14 protein-coding genes are annotated in these 16,104 nt (G+C 65.1%); 10 read left to right on the top strand and 4 right to left on the bottom strand.

Going from position 1 to position 16,104, the window contains the following annotated elements; translation table 11 throughout:
* Positions 1-87: 87 nt before the first annotated feature.
* Together KZO24_RS27425 and KZO24_RS27420 are read right to left on the bottom strand one after the other, a co-directional pair.
* Positions 88-1,593 carry a PAS domain-containing sensor histidine kinase gene (locus KZO24_RS27425; protein ID WP_486488232.1) on the bottom strand — a complete coding sequence of 502 codons (1,506 nt, stop codon included), beginning with the start codon at positions 1,591-1,593 and terminating at the stop codon, positions 88-90.
* The gene (locus tag KZO24_RS27420) at positions 1,590-1,946 is read right to left on the bottom strand and encodes a response regulator (RefSeq protein WP_486488231.1); all 357 of its coding nucleotides are present in this window, start codon (positions 1,944-1,946) and stop codon (positions 1,590-1,592) included. The genes KZO24_RS27425 and KZO24_RS27420 overlap by 4 nt, the downstream gene beginning before the upstream one ends.
* Before the next feature lie 215 nt (positions 1,947-2,161).
* Between KZO24_RS27420 and KZO24_RS27415 the strand changes: the two genes are divergently transcribed.
* The 10 genes from KZO24_RS27415 to KZO24_RS27370 all read left to right on the top strand — a co-directional run bounded on the left by KZO24_RS27415 (position 2,162) and on the right by KZO24_RS27370 (position 12,887).
* Positions 2,162-2,539 (top strand): response regulator transcription factor, encoded by a 378-nt coding sequence (locus KZO24_RS27415; RefSeq protein ID WP_486488230.1) that lies wholly within the window; start codon positions 2,162-2,164, stop codon positions 2,537-2,539.
* 46 nt (positions 2,540-2,585) lie between these two features.
* A complete protein-coding gene (locus tag KZO24_RS27410; RefSeq protein WP_486488229.1) occupies positions 2,586-4,211 on the top strand; it encodes an FAD-dependent oxidoreductase in 1,626 nt (541 codons plus the stop codon).
* Between the two features lie 161 nt (positions 4,212-4,372).
* A complete protein-coding gene (locus tag KZO24_RS27405; RefSeq protein WP_486488228.1) occupies positions 4,373-5,143 on the top strand; it encodes a sensor histidine kinase in 771 nt (256 codons plus the stop codon).
* A 26-nt stretch (positions 5,144-5,169) separates the two neighbouring features.
* Positions 5,170-5,682, top strand: a complete 513-nt coding sequence (locus KZO24_RS27400; protein WP_486488227.1) for an OsmC family protein — start codon at positions 5,170-5,172, stop codon at positions 5,680-5,682.
* A gap of 424 nt (positions 5,683-6,106) precedes the next feature.
* A complete protein-coding gene (locus tag KZO24_RS27395; RefSeq protein ID WP_486488226.1) occupies positions 6,107-6,691 on the top strand; it encodes an outer membrane protein in 585 nt (194 codons plus the stop codon).
* A 279-nt stretch (positions 6,692-6,970) separates the two neighbouring features.
* A complete protein-coding gene (locus KZO24_RS27390; RefSeq protein ID WP_486488225.1) occupies positions 6,971-8,485 on the top strand; it encodes an MFS transporter in 1,515 nt (504 codons plus the stop codon).
* Positions 8,482-9,612, top strand: a complete 1,131-nt coding sequence (locus tag KZO24_RS27385) for an HlyD family secretion protein (protein ID WP_486488224.1) — start codon at positions 8,482-8,484, stop codon at positions 9,610-9,612. Before KZO24_RS27390 ends, KZO24_RS27385 begins: the two co-directional genes overlap by 4 nt.
* A complete protein-coding gene (locus tag KZO24_RS27380; protein WP_486488223.1) occupies positions 9,609-10,970 on the top strand; it encodes an efflux transporter outer membrane subunit in 1,362 nt (453 codons plus the stop codon). Before KZO24_RS27385 ends, KZO24_RS27380 begins: the two co-directional genes overlap by 4 nt.
* 187 nt (positions 10,971-11,157) lie before the next feature.
* On the top strand, positions 11,158-11,658 hold the full coding sequence (locus tag KZO24_RS27375) for a PAS domain-containing protein (protein WP_486488222.1): 501 nt from the start codon (positions 11,158-11,160) through the stop codon (positions 11,656-11,658).
* A complete protein-coding gene (locus KZO24_RS27370) occupies positions 11,631-12,887 on the top strand; it encodes a sensor histidine kinase (protein ID WP_486488221.1) in 1,257 nt (418 codons plus the stop codon). Before KZO24_RS27375 ends, KZO24_RS27370 begins: the two co-directional genes overlap by 28 nt.
* 51 nt (positions 12,888-12,938) lie before the next feature.
* Here the strand turns inward: KZO24_RS27370 and KZO24_RS27365 are convergent, their stop codons facing one another.
* Together KZO24_RS27365 and KZO24_RS27360 are read right to left on the bottom strand one after the other, a co-directional pair.
* Positions 12,939-14,240 (bottom strand): Nramp family divalent metal transporter, encoded by a 1,302-nt coding sequence (locus KZO24_RS27365; protein ID WP_486488420.1) that lies wholly within the window; start codon positions 14,238-14,240, stop codon positions 12,939-12,941.
* Between the two features lie 133 nt (positions 14,241-14,373).
* Positions 14,374-16,086, bottom strand: coding sequence for a thiamine pyrophosphate-dependent enzyme (locus KZO24_RS27360; RefSeq protein WP_486488419.1), 1,713 nt, complete (start codon positions 16,084-16,086; stop codon positions 14,374-14,376).
* Between the last annotated feature and the right edge of the window lie 18 nt (positions 16,087-16,104).

Here is a 16,104-nt window from a genome sequence, read left to right as displayed (position 1 = left end):
TGGTTTCTTGAGCGTTGGACGCGCTGCTTGTACCCAGGATAAATGCAGCAAGCCAGCACCGGATCGTCAGACGTCCTGGCGCGCCCATCAACCGTTGCTCACCGGTAAGGTGAACTCGAAGCGGGCGCCGCCACCGGGCTGGTTGCGGGCTACAATTGTCCCGCCATGCGCTTCCACGATCGTCCGGCAGATCGAGAGGCCGATGCCGAGCCCAGCCTTCTTGGTCGTAAAGAAGCCGTCGAACAGCCGCTCGAGATTGTCTGCGGCTATCCCCGGACCATTGTCACTGATGGCGACGGTGAGCATCCCGTCATCGAACTGGCAGTCCACGGTTATCGCTTTTGGTACATCCTCAACGCCGCCGAGGGCTTGTGAAGCGTTCATCAGTAGGTTCACGATCACCTGCTGGATCTGGACGCGGTCTCCCACCACCAAGGTTTTCGCGTCGGGGATGTCCAGGCGCAGGGCGACCTGATGGTTTGAGAGATCGTGACTGACGAAGGCGATCGCCTCGCGTATGACCACTCCAAACTCTAAGGTCTCCAGATCCGTCTCGCCGCGCCGCGCCATCCGCCTAATGCGCGACACGATTTCGGAAGCTCGGCTCGCATTCAGCCCGATGCGCTCGTTCAAGCCCCTCAGGCGATCCCGGTCTGGTTCGGGGCTACTGAGAAACCGGCGAGCCGCGGCCGCATTTGTGGCGATCGCGGCCAGAGGCTGGTCCACCTCGTGCGCGATGGAAGCGGCCAATTCACCAAGCGTGGCGATCCGGGAGGCGTGCGCGAATTCCGCCCGAAGCCTTTCGAGTTCCTCCTGCGCGGCCTCGCGCTCGGTCACATCGATTACGGCTCCCACGAACTGTGTCGGCTGCTGGGCGAGAAAGTGGCCAATCATGTGGATGTAACGTATAGTGCCATCGGGGTGAACCATGCGGTGCTGGCTGTCGATGCCTCCGCAGTCGGCCATCATCGATCGCACCGCAGTCCGGAATTGCGGCAGGTCCTCCGGATGCACATTCTCAGCGATGAGGGGAATGCTCAGCGGCGTGCCGGGTGCAATCCCGCACGTGCGATACGTCTCCTCAGACCAGTAAATCTCGCCCGAGACCATGTTCCAGCTGAACACGCCCGTCTTCGCGAGTCGTTGGGCCTCCTCAAGATATCCGATCTCGTTCCTGCGTCGCTCGGCCTGCGCTCGATGGCGGCTGGACAGGATGAGCAGGCCTTCGACGAGGATCCGTTGCTCGCCGTCCTGGACTAGGCGCATGGTGCTGCGCACCTGGAGGGCCGCACTGCCGGCGGTCTCGTAGACTACGTCGCCGACCCACCTCCCGTCTGTGGCCAGATCCTCCTCGACCTGTGCGACTGGGTCCTTGAAGATCGATGTGAGCATCTCGTCACGGTTGCGACCGATTGCGAGCTGCGCAGGAATGCCGAAGATCCGTTCGGCGCCCGCGTCCCACATTGAGATCACTCCGTCAGTCGTGGATATGATCATCGCATCGTGGAGCATGGGCCAAGTTGGGCCCTCAATCCGTCTGCTCGACTGATCGCCCACTTCCCGATCAGGGTCCTGACGCATCTGCGCGATCATCGGCCTGCCGCCTTTTCGATCAGATCCATGAGTTCGTCCGGATCGAAAGGCTTCTTCAGCAACGCGAGGCAGCCGGCATCGATCGCGGCCTTGCGGGCGGCCTCGTTCGCGAACGCGGTGATCAGGATGGCCGGTGTCGATGATCCGCTCGCGCGCAGCCTCCTGATCGTCTCGATGCCCGTCAGCCCCGGCATGTGATAGTCGGTTACTATCATGTCTGGTTGGAACTCCCGACAGCGATCGAGGAACGAGGCCCTGTCTACGTAGCACTTCACCACATGGGAGAAGCTGGAGAGGAGGTCGTCGAGCGCGAGTCTCATCTCTTCGTCATCGTCGATAACGGCTATGCGCATGGATGGTGACATCGCGGCTCCAGGCAGAGGGAAGACCGGACGGTCAATGGCATACAGTAAGCCCGGCCGTATGTCTCGACAACCAATACCACGGTATGGGTCGGGTCGGTGAGTTCGGCACTGTAGGACGTGAGTTATCCGGTCGGGCCTGCCCGATGGTGTGTTTCATGTGATTCGATCTGCAGAGATGGTCGAGGGTCGAAGGAGACCGTCTTTTGAGTGAAGCGTTACTGCGCGCCCGGTCGCAAAAAATAGCGATCGTGGACGACGATGAGGATGTGGCGTCGGCGCTTGGCAGCCTGGTGGAGAGCATGGGGATCGAGGCGACCCTTTTCGCGTCGGCCGATCTGTTTCTTTCGGATCGAAAGGGCGACTTCGACCTGGTCATCAGCGACGTGCAAATGCCAGGTAGAAGCGGAATCGATCTGGCGAAGCATCTTATGGCCGAGGGCCTTCCGATCATCCTGATAACCGCATTTCCAAGCGTCGAGATCGAGCGCCAGGCGCATCTGCACGGCGTCTGGTGCTTCATTCGCAAGCCGTTCGATCCGGACGAGCTGATCGACTGCATCGAGCATGTGTTGGAGGCATAGTCCAATGCCGCTCCGTCCAATGGCTTGCATCCGGGAGCACGGTTGAATGGAGACGATAGGCCGAGATCTTCAGGAGATGCAGCGGACCCCGCTGCTGCCTTCGCACGTCGATGCCCTGCGGGAAGCCGGCTCCGTTCGTGAATATCCCGCTGGCGTGTTCCTCGCGCGGCCGGGCGAGCCGGCCGATCGCTTCATCTACGTGATCGATGGCGAGATCGAGGTCGTCAATCCGCTCACCGAGGAGCGGCACCTCGCATCCACGTTGGGCCCCGCCCAGTTCATGGGCGAGATCGCCTTCCTGGACGGCGGCAACTGGACGATGCTGCTCCGGACCTCGAAGCCCACACAGGTCATCGAGGTCGATCGTGCCAAGATGCTGCGACTGATGGCACACATCCCGGAGATGTCGGACATCATCATCACGGTGTTCGCGGCCAGGCGCAGACGTCAGCTCGACACCAGGGACAGCGTGCTCATCCTGATCGGCGCGGGCGAGGATCGGCTGATCGGGCGCATCGAGGATTTCGCGAGCCGCAACCGGATCCCCTTCGCCTCGCTCCCAGCAGGTAGCGAGGAGGCGGCTCACGCTGCCCGCAGTTGCGCGATTGAGGCATCCGGCCCTATGGTCATATTCGGCCGGACGGTCGTCGAGGATCCGACCCCCAAGGCCATCGCCCGTCTGCTCGGGCTCGGGCGTGACCTTGTCGATGACGAGGTATTCGACGTCGTAATCATCGGCGGCGGTCCGGCAGGGGTGGCGGCCGGCGTGTATGCCGGTGCCGAGGGTCTCAGCGCTCTCGTGGTCGAGGATACCGCTGTTGGCGGTCAGGCCGGGACGTCGAGCAGGATCGAAAACTACATGGGATTCCCGACCGGCATCTCCGGGGCGGATCTAGTCTGGCGCGGCGAAGTGCAGGCGATGAAGTTCGGCACGAGGTTCGTCGTGCCACGGCGCGTCAGCGTGCTCGAATGGCTGGACGACGGAGACTATTGCGCCACGTTCGACAACGGCCAGCGGGTCCGAGCGCGGGCCGTCGTGGTCGCGACGGGGGTGCAGTATCGGCGCCTTCCGATCCAGGGGCTCGCGCAACTCGAAGGCGCGGGCGTCTACTACGCCGCGACCGAGAACGAGGCGCGCAGTTGCCATGACGGGTCAGTCGTGGTGATCGGCGGCGGAAACTCCGCCGGCCAGGCCGCCATGTATCTCAGCCGTTCGGCCCGTCACGTGACGCTGCTCGTCCGCGGACGGAGCTTGGCGGCATCGATGTCGAGCTACCTGTCCAGCAGGCTCGAGGCCGATCCGGCGATCACGATCGAATACGGAGCCGAGGTCGTGGCCCTGGAAGGGGAGGAGCGCTTGCACCGAGTGACCGTGCGCAATGCAGATGACGGTGCCGAGCGCAGCATCGACGCCTGCTCGTTGTTCATCATGGTCGGCGCCGCTCCGAACACGGACTGGTTGGCCGATCTCGTCCAGCTCGACGACAAGGGCTTCGTGGTGACCGGGGAGGCGGCGCAGGGGGCGTCCTCGTTCGCGACGTCCTGTCCGGGTATCTTCGCCGTGGGCGACGTTCGCGCACGCTCGGTGAAGCGGGTCGCATCCTCGGTTGGCGAGGGCTCCGTGGTGATCTCGCAGGTCTGGGACTATCTGAACCCTAACATCGGCAGATAAGTCCACCCGCCTATTTGCTGCGGGCGAACCGGGTTCCCGACGCCATACCAATGTATGGAGGGGCCACGCCGGTGTTCCGGTGCACCCCTCGGCGCCGACGCGCTATCGAAGTCACTGTGAGCTAATGCCTTTCGGGGGCGCCAGTCCACAGGTGCGAGGAGGTGACGCCCGACGCGGATCGGGTCCGCTGGTTTCCCGCGCCCGGATGGCCACTGCTGATCGGGCTGAGTGGAGTGACGACAATGAACCCGCGCCCGTTGCACCTTGCCGAAGACGTCCTGGCGGTGTCCGAGATGAACCATCGCATCGCCAACAATCTGGCGCTGATCGCGGCAATCGTCGAACTCGACAGCCGGTGTGTGGACGATCCGGTCGCCGCCGGCGTGCTCGCTGCGACCCAGCGCCGCATCCAGGCCGTGGCGAGCGTCCATCGGCGCCTCTATCGGGAGGTCGAACTCGAGACGATCAATCTGGGCGTGTTCCTGGATGATCTCGCGGAGTCCCTTCGCGCACTGGTGACCGACAGCCGCGACTGCCGAACGATCTCGGTGAGGGCCGACGACTTCGACCTTCCGAACGAGCACGCGGCGGCCTTCGCCATCCTCGTGACGGAGCTGGTCGGCAATGCCTGCAAGCACGCCTACAAGGTCGACGTCCCTGGAGAGATCCGCGTCATCTTCGACGTTGCCCCTTCCGGAGACTGGATGCTGGCCGTCGAGGACGACGGCGTCGGCATCGGACATCATCACGGCGGGACGCATGGGCTCGGCTCGCACATCATCCAGGCCGTGTCGCGCAAGCTCGGTGGTCAGCATGCCTGGGAGAGCGCCAGCCCTGGCACCCGCTTCACAATGTGGACCGGTGAACGCCCGACTACCGCGTTTTCGTCGACGGCGATTACTATCATGGGTCAGGTCTGCGACCGCGGATGACCCGCGATCTTGCGAAGGGAGCTTGCATGAAGATCGACCAGCGTCTGGACGAGGCCATCGCGGAGAAGACGGCGGAGGGCCGGTTCCAGCTCGCCGTCTCGGCGGGAGGGGCTGAGTTTCTGGCTGATGAGCCGGTGGCCGCAGGTGGTCTAGGGTCCGGTCCCAGCCCCTATCAGCTTCTCGCGTCCGCACTAGCCGCGTGCACCACCATGACCCTGCTCCTCTACATCGAGCGAAAGGGGTGGGACGTGAAGGTGCGCTGCACGGCGGTCGGGCACCGCCGGGACGAGGTATGCGATCCGCCCGACGTGTTCACCCGCAGGATCGAATTCGAAGGCGAGGTGGAGCCTGCGCAGCGGAGCCGTCTTCTGGAGATCGCGGACCGCTGTCCCGTGCACCGCACGCTGACGAAAGGCGCCTGGGTGCTGACGACGGACGCCGACATGCCCACCGCCGCCCCCGCTACCCAGCACATGGCGGACATGGAGGCGCTGATCGCCGTCGGCCGGGGGTCGTTCGACTTCACCGAGACTGCCTGAGCCGCCAGCGATGCAGGCGCAGCCGTTCGCGGTGCTGGATTTCGGTCGGACACCAAGTCGCGATCCCGATCTTGCATCCGACGGAAAAATGGGGCGGCCTGTGAGGGCCGCCCCTAGTCTTGGAGAGGATGCTCCTAGGGGAAGGAGCACGACAGATATGCGGCGTCAGACCAGCGCTGGCCATCATACCGTCGTATTAGTTGGCCCGCCGGAGTAGTGGTCCGGTGACATCCCAATGTTTCCTGAGTTGCTACCTCGGTATATGAAAATGTGTACATAGCCGTTCTGAAGTCTTTTGTTCACGGAGGATCGCTGTTTGTCTGCGTTACTTGTTATATCCATTACCTTGGTATTGTAATATCCCGTCGATCAACTTGCTAATCTGATTCCAGTGGCCGGCGTTCGGCACATCTAGGAGTCTCCCATGTATCAGAAGATTTTCGTTGCCGTGGCTGCGGTGTCCGTCCTCGGCTTCAGCGCCCCGGCGTTCGCACAGCAGGCCGACGAGCCGTTCGTCGGTCCGCGCATCACGGTCATCGGCGGCTGGGACCGCATCGATCATGACGGCGAGAATGGTTCGGGTTTCGTTTATGGCGGCAATGCCGGTTACGACGTGGCGATCGGGAACGTGCGCCTGGCCCCCGAGGTCGAAGTGACGGGAACCACGCAGAAATCGTGCTACGCTGAGAGGGCTGGACGTCGCTGCGAGCGTGCGGATCGCGATTTCTATGCCGGTGGCCGCATCGGCTATGTCGTGACGCCGAGCGTCCTTCTCTACGGCAAGGCGGGCTACACGAACGCCCGCTTCACCGATCGCTTCACCCCCGCGACGGGTAGCGCCGCAGCCGCGTTCGACCGCCGCGACAACCGTTCGGGCTTCCGGCTCGGCGCGGGCGTCGAATACGCGCTGACCCAGAACTTCTTCGTCACCGGCGAATATCGCTACTCGAACTATTCCGACGACTTCTCGCGCAACCAGGTGATCGGCGGCGTCGGCTTCCGCTTCTGATCGGGCCGGGGTCGGCCTGCGGCACCGTCCGAAGTGCCGGCCCCGACATACCGTCGTCTAGATTGCCGATATCGGTCCGCGTCCGGAATCTGTCGACCTTCGCGATAGAAGCGCCTGGTCCATCGGGCGGTGCGAAAGGTGTGAGGGGCCACGTCCATGACTGCCGCACGTTCCGAATATCGCTTTTCACCGGAGGAGAAGCCTCTTTTCCCCGGTGCTCCCTACTCCGCGAGGCACACGCGTCGAAATCGGGTCCTCTACGCCGCCTCGGCTGGTGTGATGGCGCTCGGTAGCGGCCTCGGCAACGGCATGATCACGGCCAATCTGACGTCGATCTCTGGCGACATGGGTCTCTACGTCGCCGAAGCCAATCTCCTGCTGGCGGTCTACGTCGCCTTCAACGCCACCGCGAACCTGATGCTGGTGAAGGCGAGGATGCAGTTCGGCATCACGGCGACGATGCACGTGGTCCTCGGTGCTCTAATGCTGGCCCAGATTAGCCAGATCCTCCATCCCTCGTTGGGCACGGCCATCCTCGCGCGTGCGATCAGCGGGATTGCCGCCGGCGGCCTCACGACGCTGTCCCTCTACAACATCTTCCAGGTATTCCCGGTGAAGATGCGTCCTATCGCGGCGGTCGTGGGCTTCAGCCTCCCGCAGCTGGCCGTGCCGCTCGCCCGGATGTTTCCGCTGTCGGCCATCGCGCCGATGGGATGGCAGGGGCTTCACATGATCGAGTTCGCCATGGCGCTGGGCGCTTGGGCGATGCTCAATTTGATCCCGTTGCCCCCGGTGGAGCGCGGGAAGGCGTTCGAGCCGCTGGATGCGGTCACCGCCGTTCTGGTGATCACGGCGATGCTGCTGATCTGCTCCGTGCTCTCCCTCGGCCGGTTCTACTGGTGGACCGATGCAGCCTGGCTCGGCTGGGCGTTGGCGGCCTCGATCCCATTGCTCGGCCTCGCGCTTCTGATCGAGGACAAGCGCGCCAGGCCTCTCCTCTGGGTGCGTTGGTATGGCACCAGCGACATCCTTTTCTTCATGCTCATCGCCGTCGTCGTTCGGCTCGGTCTCAGCGAGCAGACCTATGCCGCGGTGGGGCTCCTTTCGCTCGGCGGTCTCACCAGCGACCAGCTCCACCCCCTCTTCGCGACGGTGTTCGTGGCGATGGCGGCGGGGATCGCCACGGTCGCGCTGACGCTGAAGGCGGAGCGCATCGTCACGATGATCATGGCGGCCGCCTTCATCATCGGCCTGGGTGCATGGTTGGACACGCATTCCACGAGCCTCACCCGGCCTCCGGAGCTGTATCTCAGCCAGGCGCTGCTCGGGTTCGGCACGACGCTGTTCCTGGGTCCGGCGCTCATGTTCGGGATCGGCCACATCATCAAGCGCGGCCCGAACTACCTCGTCAGCTTCGTCGTCCTGTTCAGCACCACGCAGAACGTCGGTGGACTGGCGGGATCCGCGCTGCTCGGCAGCATCCAGGTCATGCGCACGAGAGTTCATTCCGAACGTCTGGCCGAAGCTCTGTCCACCGGAGACCCGGCCTTCATCGAGCGCGTCGGCGGCTATGCCCAGCATCTCGCACCGCGCATCGGTGATCCGGTCACCCGATCTCAGCAGGCGAACGCCTTGCTCGGACAGGCGCTGAACGGCCAGGCGAGCGTCCTGGCGTTGAACGACGCCTTCTGGGTCGTCACAGTGATCGCCTTCGGGATCGGCATCTTCATCGCCGGGGTGACCCTGCGCGATCGGCTTCGGAACCGCACTGCTGCCTCGCAGGTCCCGGCATGACGGACGTTCCGCAACCAGCTGTGGCGGCCGCGTCGGGCGCTCCATCTCCCGAACCGGATACGTCCGGCACGACCGGACCCTGGCATCCGCCGCGGCAGAAGCCGGTCGTGACGATCCTGCTGGCGCTCGCTCTGTTGCTGGCGGTCGCGATCGTGCTTCAGGTCTGGGGCATCGGGCCCTTCTCCGGGAACTCCCAGATGACGGACAACGCCCTGGTCCGGGGCAGGACCGTCATCATGGCTCCACAAGTCAGTGGCTACGTGAACAGAGTGCTGGTCCGTGACTATGACACCGTCGCGGCAGGGCAGGTCCTCGCGCTCATCGACGACGACATCTATCGCGCACGCGTCGAGCAGGCGGAGGCGAACCTCGATGTCCAGATCGCCGCGCTCGCCAACAGCCGGCAGGCGCATGCGGCGCGGGCGTCGGGCATAGCCGGCGAGGAGGCCGCTGCGGCGGATGCGTCGGCGCAGCTTCTCCGCGCGAAGGCGGACATGGCCCGCGCGACGGATCTCGTAGGCGACGGTTCGATCTCCATCCGGGAGCGCGACCAGACGGCTGCGGCGCTCGCGCAGGCGGAAGCTGGCCTGCGGCAGGCGACCGCCAAGTCGGAGATTGCGCGGCAGGATCTGAAGACGGTCGACGTTGGCCGGGGCGGCCTCGAAGCGCAGGTGAAGGTCGCACAGGCCCAGTTGCGGCTGGCCCGCATCGATCTCCTTCACACGATCATCCGGGCGCCCGAGGCCGGGCAGCTCGGGGAGATCCACGTGCGGCGCGGCCAGTTCGTGACGAACGGCACCGCGCTGCTGGAGATCGTGCCCCCGGAACGGTGGGTGATCGCCCAGTTCAAGGAGGGCCAGACCGACCGGATCGCGATCGGCCAGCGGGCCACGATCGCGGTGGACGCCCTTGGTGGCCGCCGTCTTTCAGGCCGGGTGTCGCACATCGCACCGGCGACAGGTTGGGAGTTCGCCATTCTGAAGCCCGACAATGCCACCGGCAACTTCGTGAAGGTGCCGCAGAGGCTCGGGATCCTCATCCGCATCGATCCTGGCCAGCAACTGGCTGCACGGCTGAGGCCGGGCATGTCAGTGGACGCGCGGGTCGAACTTTCGGTCACGCCATGAAGGCTTTCGGAGCGCTCTGCATCGCTTCGGTCCTCGCGGCGTGCGCCGGGCCTCGACCGGCCATGCCTCCGCTGTCGAGGGTGGATGCTCCCGAGGCATGGCGCGGTGGCGGCGGCGTGCCGACCGCGATCGATGTCGATTGGTGGAAGCAGTTCCATAATCCCGTGCTCGACGGTCTCGTCGCCAGGACGCTGGAGCGGAACACCGACCTGCTGCTCGCCGGCACGAAGGTGGCCGAGGCACGCGCCCAGTTCAGATCCGCAGCAAGCCGCCTCGCGCCTTCGATCGGTGTCGACGGAAGGGGAGGCAGATCTCGCAGCGTCAACCCGTTCGGGGTCGACGTGGACCAGACTCAGGCGACGGGCGAGCTGACGATCTCCTACGAGGTCGATCTCTTCGGACGCATTTCCGCGACGTCCGACGCGAGCCGCAAGGCGTTCCAGGCGAGCGAGTTCGCTCGTGACGCAACGCGCATCTCGCTGATCGCGACAGTCGTCTCCGGTTACGCGCTGCTTCGCGGTCTGGACGAGCAACTGCTCCTCGTCGAGGAGACGGTGAAGTCGCGGGAGCTCGAGCTCGCAGTGATCCGCCGGCGGACCGACGCGGGATACGGTTCGAAGCTGGAACTGGCGCAGGCCCAATCTGCCCTCGAGGCGGCGGCACGTCTCGTGCCTTCCACCAAGCGGGCGATATCCCAGCAGGAGAACGCGCTGAGCGTGCTGGTGGGGGACATACCAGGCGACATACCCCGGGGCGAGAAGCTGGAAGCTATGCTGGACGTCGCGATCCCGAGCGCGCTGCCTTCCGAACTCGTCAGGCGGCGACCGGACATTGCGGAGGCCGAGATGCGGCTGGCGTCGACCGACCGGAGTCTCGACGCGGCGCGCGCCCGGTTCCTCCCGACACTCCAGATCAGCGGGGCGGGCGGGGGCGTGGTGTCCACGCTCCTCGGCGATCCCATCAGCCTGTTCTCACTCGGCGGTTCCATCCTGGCGCCGCTCTTTCAGGGTGGAGAGCTCCGTGCGCAATCTGACGCGGCGGCGGCGCGCCGGGACGCGGCGGCCTTCGCGTATCGCGGCGTCGTCCTGAAGGCCTTCGAGGAAGTCGAGAACGCGATGACGGGAGTGGACCGGCTATCCGAGGAGCAGGATGCCCTCGATCGGCAGGTCGTCGCGACCAGAACCGCCCTTGATCTGGCACGACGTCGCTACCGATCGGGATACGCATCCTATCTCGAACAGCTGGATGCCGAGCGCTCCTTGCTGGAGGTCCGGCTGCAGGCGCTCTCGAACCGGTCTGCGCGTGTGACGGCGGTGATCGCGCTCTACAGGAGCCTTGGAGGTGGCTGGGTCCATTAGACGCGTCAGGTCAAGAAACTTCCGCGCCCATACCGGTGTATGGGACGACGCGGGCCTGCACTCCGAATACACTGCTTCCGACTTCGTGACGGGATTCCGCCGACCGCAGAGGTGGAGGCAAGGTGAGGAACACGATGCGGCTGTGCGCCGACTTCAATGAATACTTGCGGGGAACGACGTGGACGGCATGACGCAGGTGCTCTCAACCGACGTGCCGCCACGTGCTCCTTCGGTGACTTCGCTCGTTGCCGCCAGGGCATCGGGAACCAAGCGTGTCGGGCCGCGCGTGTCTGACGACGGTATGGCGGTCTGCGCGATGGAGCTGGACGTCACCGAACTGCTGGAGTTCGCCGGATCGCCGAGGCTCGATCCCGATGCCCGTGATCCTGCGTGGTTTCTCGGCATCACCCGCCTCGTCTCGGTCAACCGGGCGGCTCTGGAGCTGATAGGCTGGCCGGAGGCCGCCGTGCGCGGTCTCACCCCGCTGGCCATCTGTCCGGATGCGGATCGCGATCTATTCCTCGATGTCGTCTCGGCAGCCGGGGAAGCGACGGCGTCGTGCGGCGAGAGGGTCGGCTGCGTCGGATCGACGGCGACCCTTTTCCGGTCATCTTCACCGCGCGCGCCTCCCAGAGGGTTGGGTCGCAGGTGCGCGTCGCGGTGCAATGCACAGATCTGCGCGGGCTGACGCCTGCCAAGGATGCGGCGGCGGACACCGTCGCCTTGCAGCGCACTCTTTTCCGGAATCTTCCTCTCGGCCTCTGCAGGGTGAACGGTGACCGGTTGTCGCCCTTCTACGCGGAACTCGGCGTGGATTCCGACACGGATCTCGCCGCCTTCTTCGAAGAGAACCCGGGGCTGCTCGAACGCGCTGCGGATCTCTGCATCATCGAGGACGTCAACCCCGAGGCGGTGCGGATACTGGGAGCCGGTTCGGCAGCCGAGCTGGTGGGAGGATCGGTTGCGTTCGCCTGGCGGAGCCGACCCGACGTCTTCATCAAGACGTTGATCGCCGGGATGCAGGCGATCAACCACGAGTGCGAGACGGAGCTGGACATGCTGGACGGTGGCAGGCGGGATGTGATCCTCGCCAGCGCCTCCGTGCGCGAGGACGGACGGCGGGCGTCGATCATCGGGATGGTCGATATCGGCGATCGCGTCGCCGCCCAGACCGACCTCATCCGCCTCCAGGCGCAGTTCGCACAATCCTATAGGCTCTCGCTCCTGACCGAGCTGTCGAGCTGGTTCGCCCACGAGATCAGTCAGCCGCTCGTCGCGATCGCCGCTATGGCGATGACCGGTGTGCGGTGGTTGGACAAGGATGCACCCCAGATCGAAGAGGCGCGGCACGCTTTCGACCGCATCCTCTCCTCGGCCGTGCGGTCACGCGGCATCATCGAACGCATGAGGAGCATGGCGATGAGCCATGCACCGGTCCTCGCGCCGCAGCGGATGCGTGAGGTGGTCAACGCCGCCATCCAGCTGGTCGAAGGCGACGCGAAGGCTGCGGGCGTGAGTATTGCGACCAGGCTGGTGGGATGTGACGACTGCGTCTCGATGGACCGGGCGCAGATCGGGCAGGTCGTCGTCAACCTCCTCATGAACGCCATCGAGGCCGTCGATCGCTCGGCCTGCGTCGTGCGGGAGGTCGCCGTCGACATCCTCGTGGACGATGGATGCGTGGAGTGTTCGGTCAGCGACAGCGGCCCGGGCATAGCGGCGTCCGACGTCGCCAACGCCTTCACCGAACTGGTCCCCGGCGCCGCCGGTCGTGCCGGCTTCGGCCTGACGGTCAGCAGGTCCATCGTCGCGCTCCATCAGGGAACGCTGACGCTCGACGGCACGTCCGCGCTCGGCGGCGCGAAGATCTCGTTCAGGCTGCCACGGGCGCAAACTCCACGAACGCCCGCCAACTGACCGGATGCGTGTTCCTGTTCGGATCGGTGGGTGGCTCTGCCGGCTGCACGATCAGGCCAGCCCGGACACTCCGACCAGCAGCGTTACGTTCAGCGCGATGATCAGCGCGGCGATGAGCCACGCCAGGCGCTTGAGCCACGTCGGGCTGACGAGGTCACCCATCTTCGTGCGGTCCGAGGTGAACTGGATCAGCGGGACCACGGCGAACGGAAGCTGGAGCGAGAGGACCACCTGACTGAGCACCAGCAGGCGCGCCGTTCCGCTCTCCCCGTATATGCCGGCGACGATCACTGCCGGCACGATCGCCAGCCCACGGGTTATGAGGCGCCGCAGCCACGGGGCCAGCCTGATCCGAACGAAGCCCTCCATCACGATCTGACCCGCCAGCGTGCCTGTGATCGTCGAATTCTGGCCGGACGCGAGGAGGGCGATTGCGAAGAGCGTGCTGGCGGCCGCGGCGCCGAGCGTCGGGGAAAGCAGCTTGTAGGCGTCCTGGATCTCGGCGACGTCGTTTCGTCCCGTGGTGTGGAACGCCGAGGCCGCGAAGATCAGGATCGCCGCGTTGATGAAGAGCGCCAGGCACAGTGCGATGGTGCTGTCGATGGTCGCCCAGCGCGCCGCCTCGCGGCGCCCGGTGCCGTCCCGCGCGTAGTCGCGCGTCTGGACGACTGCCGAGTGGAGGTAGAGGTTGTGGGGCATGACCGTCGCCCCGATGATGCCGATCGCGATGTAGAGCATGGCCGGGTTCGACAGGATTTCGGCTTGTGGCACGAAGCCACCGAGAATGCCGGTCATCGACGGACGCGACGCCGCGAGTTCGTAGACGAAGCAGACGGCGATCAGTCCGATGAGTGAAATAACGACCGCTTCGAGTTTCCGGAACCCACGCTGCTGGAGCGCCAGGATCACGAGGACGTCCAGGGCTGTGAGGCAGACGCCCCACACCAGCGGTATCCCGAACAGCAGCTGAAGCCCGATGGCGGTGCCAATCACCTCGGCGAGATCGCACGCGACGATGGCGGCTTCGCAGAGCAGCCACAACGGTATGGCGGCCCTGGGGCCATAGGCTTCGCGGCAGGCCGCGGCGAGATCTCGTCCGGTCGCGATCCCGAGGCGTGCGGAGAGCGCCTGGAGGACGATAGCCATGAGGTTCGAAAGCAGAATGACGCTCAGGAGGGAGTAGCCGAAGGCCGAACCACCGGCGATGTCCGTCGCCCAGTTCCCCGGATCCATGTAGCCGACGGCGACGAGGAAGCCCGGGCCGATGAAGGCCGCAAGACGCCGCACCCCGATCGCGCCCTTGGGGACGGGGATCGAGCGGAAGGCTTCGGGCAGGGAGACGTCGTCGCGCAGGGGCTCGGACCGATCATCCGCATAGCTCCCGTTCAGGTCGGGGGCGTGCGGACGATCGGATGGGATCGGCACAGGTGGTTCCGGCGCGCCGGCGGCCTGCTGGATGCCGGGGGCGACATGATCCACGTGCCGCTCAGGTCACTGCGTTCTTGATCAGTCCCACGACCTCTTCCCCCCGACCGGCGAGTATCGCCTTTGCCGAGTAGAGTGCCGTCCCGAAGATCTGCTTGGCCTCGATCTTGGGCGGCATGACCAGCTCGTAGCGATCCGTGACGACGTCCAGCAGAGCCGGACCCGGCTCGGCGAGCCATTGGCGCACCGCTCCATCGAGATCACTGCTCTTCTCGACCCGGCGGGACCAAAGGCCCATGGCGCGAGCCACGTCGGCGAAGTCGGGATTGTGAAGGTCGGTGAAGCTGTCGAGGAGACCTTCGACCTTCTGCTCCAGTTCGACGAAGCCCAGCGAGCTGTTGTTGAAGATGCAGACCTTGATCGCGAGCTTCTCCTGCACGGCCGTGAGCAGGTCGCCGATCATCATCGCGATACCGCCATCGCCGGACAGCGAAACGACCTGCCGCTCGGGGAAGGCGGCCTTAGCGCCCAACGCCTGCGGCATGGCGTTCGCCATCGTGCCATGAGTGAGCGAGATGACCGTCCGGTTCCGGCCAGTCGACGGGACGTGCCTCAGAAGCCAGACCATCGGGGAACCGCCATCGGCTGTGAAGACTGCATCCGGCTCGGCGTTGGCGGCGATGACCTCGGTGAGATACTGCGGATGGATCAGGTTGCGGTCGTCGAGGCGTGCATGCTTGCCCTGTGCCTCGACCGCCCGCTCGTGGTGATCAAGGCACTCGTCGAGGAACTCGGTGTCGTCGCGCTCTTCGATCAAAGGCAGGAGCGCGTCGAGCGTGTCCCGCACGGTCCCGACCAGGCCGAGGTCGACGGGATGGCGCCGCCCCAGATGCGTGCCCTCGATGTCGACCTGGATGATCTTTGCGGCCGACGGGTAGAACTGCCGCCAGGCGAAATCGCAGCCTAGCAGGATGAGCGTGTCGCATTCCATCAGCGTGTGAAAACCGGCCTCGGATCCGAAAACGCCGGTCATGCCGACCACATAGGGGTTGTCGTGCTCCAGGAAGTCCTTGGCGCGGGAGGTGTGCGCGATCGGGGCCTGCAGCTTCTTCGCCAGGGCGATCACCTGCTTATGCGCCTCCTCGCATCCCGAGCCACCGTAGATCGCGACATGCTCACCCGCGTTGATCAGTTCCGCTGCCGATTGCAGCTCGGCGATCGACGGAAGGATCCGCGGAGACGTGCGATGGACGGCGAAGGCGGGTTCGTCCGGTGCCTTCGACGAGGAAACGTCCGCAGGCACGATGAGGACCGCGACACCGCGCTTGGCCAGCGCCGCCTGTGCGGCCATCGCCGTCATGCGCCGCGCCTGTTCGGGCGTGCGGATCTCCTCGCAGAACACGCTGCAGCCCGCATAGACCTGCTTGAAGTCGACTTCTTGCGGGAAATCAAACCCCAGTTCATCGCGCACGATCTGGCTCGCGATCAGCACGACCGGCGCACGGTTCCGATGGCTTTCATAAAGACCGTTGATGAAATGGAGGCTGCCCGGTCCGCAGGATCCCGCACATGCGGTGAGTTCGCCGGTGAGCATTGCTTCAGCGCCAGCCGCGAAGCCACCGGCTTCCTCGTGCCGGACGTGCACCCAGCGGATATCGCTCCGACGGATCGAGTCGGTCACATGGTTCAGAGTGTCACCCGGCACGCCGTAGCAGCGTTTGACGCCGGCCTGCTCGAGCGTCTCGACGATCACGTCTGCTACGGTTCTGGACATAGGAACTCCTGAAAGCGG

The sequence above is a fragment of the Novosphingobium sp. NFX11 genome (assembly GCF_057376415.1).
The sequence above is the reverse complement of the archived record's forward strand: the minus strand, read 5'-3'. Positions and strand labels throughout refer to the sequence as shown.

Coding starts and splice junctions, on each gene's coding strand:
- KZO24_RS27425 (WP_486488232.1), bottom strand. CDS start 1,593: ATGATCGCGCAGATGCGTCAGGACCCTGATCGGGAAGTGGGCGATCAG.
- KZO24_RS27420 (WP_486488231.1), bottom strand. CDS start 1,946: ATGCGCATAGCCGTTATCGACGATGACGAAGAGATGAGACTCGCGCTC.
- KZO24_RS27410 (WP_486488229.1), top strand. CDS start 2,586: ATGGAGACGATAGGCCGAGATCTTCAGGAGATGCAGCGGACCCCGCTG.
- KZO24_RS27400 (WP_486488227.1), top strand. CDS start 5,170: ATGAAGATCGACCAGCGTCTGGACGAGGCCATCGCGGAGAAGACGGCG.
- KZO24_RS27395 (WP_486488226.1), top strand. CDS start 6,107: ATGTATCAGAAGATTTTCGTTGCCGTGGCTGCGGTGTCCGTCCTCGGC.
- KZO24_RS27390 (WP_486488225.1), top strand. CDS start 6,971: ATGGCGCTCGGTAGCGGCCTCGGCAACGGCATGATCACGGCCAATCTG.
- KZO24_RS27385 (WP_486488224.1), top strand. CDS start 8,482: ATGACGGACGTTCCGCAACCAGCTGTGGCGGCCGCGTCGGGCGCTCCA.
- KZO24_RS27380 (WP_486488223.1), top strand. CDS start 9,609: ATGAAGGCTTTCGGAGCGCTCTGCATCGCTTCGGTCCTCGCGGCGTGC.
- KZO24_RS27375 (WP_486488222.1), top strand. CDS start 11,158: ATGACGCAGGTGCTCTCAACCGACGTGCCGCCACGTGCTCCTTCGGTG.
- KZO24_RS27360 (WP_486488419.1), bottom strand. CDS start 16,086: ATGTCCAGAACCGTAGCAGACGTGATCGTCGAGACGCTCGAGCAGGCC.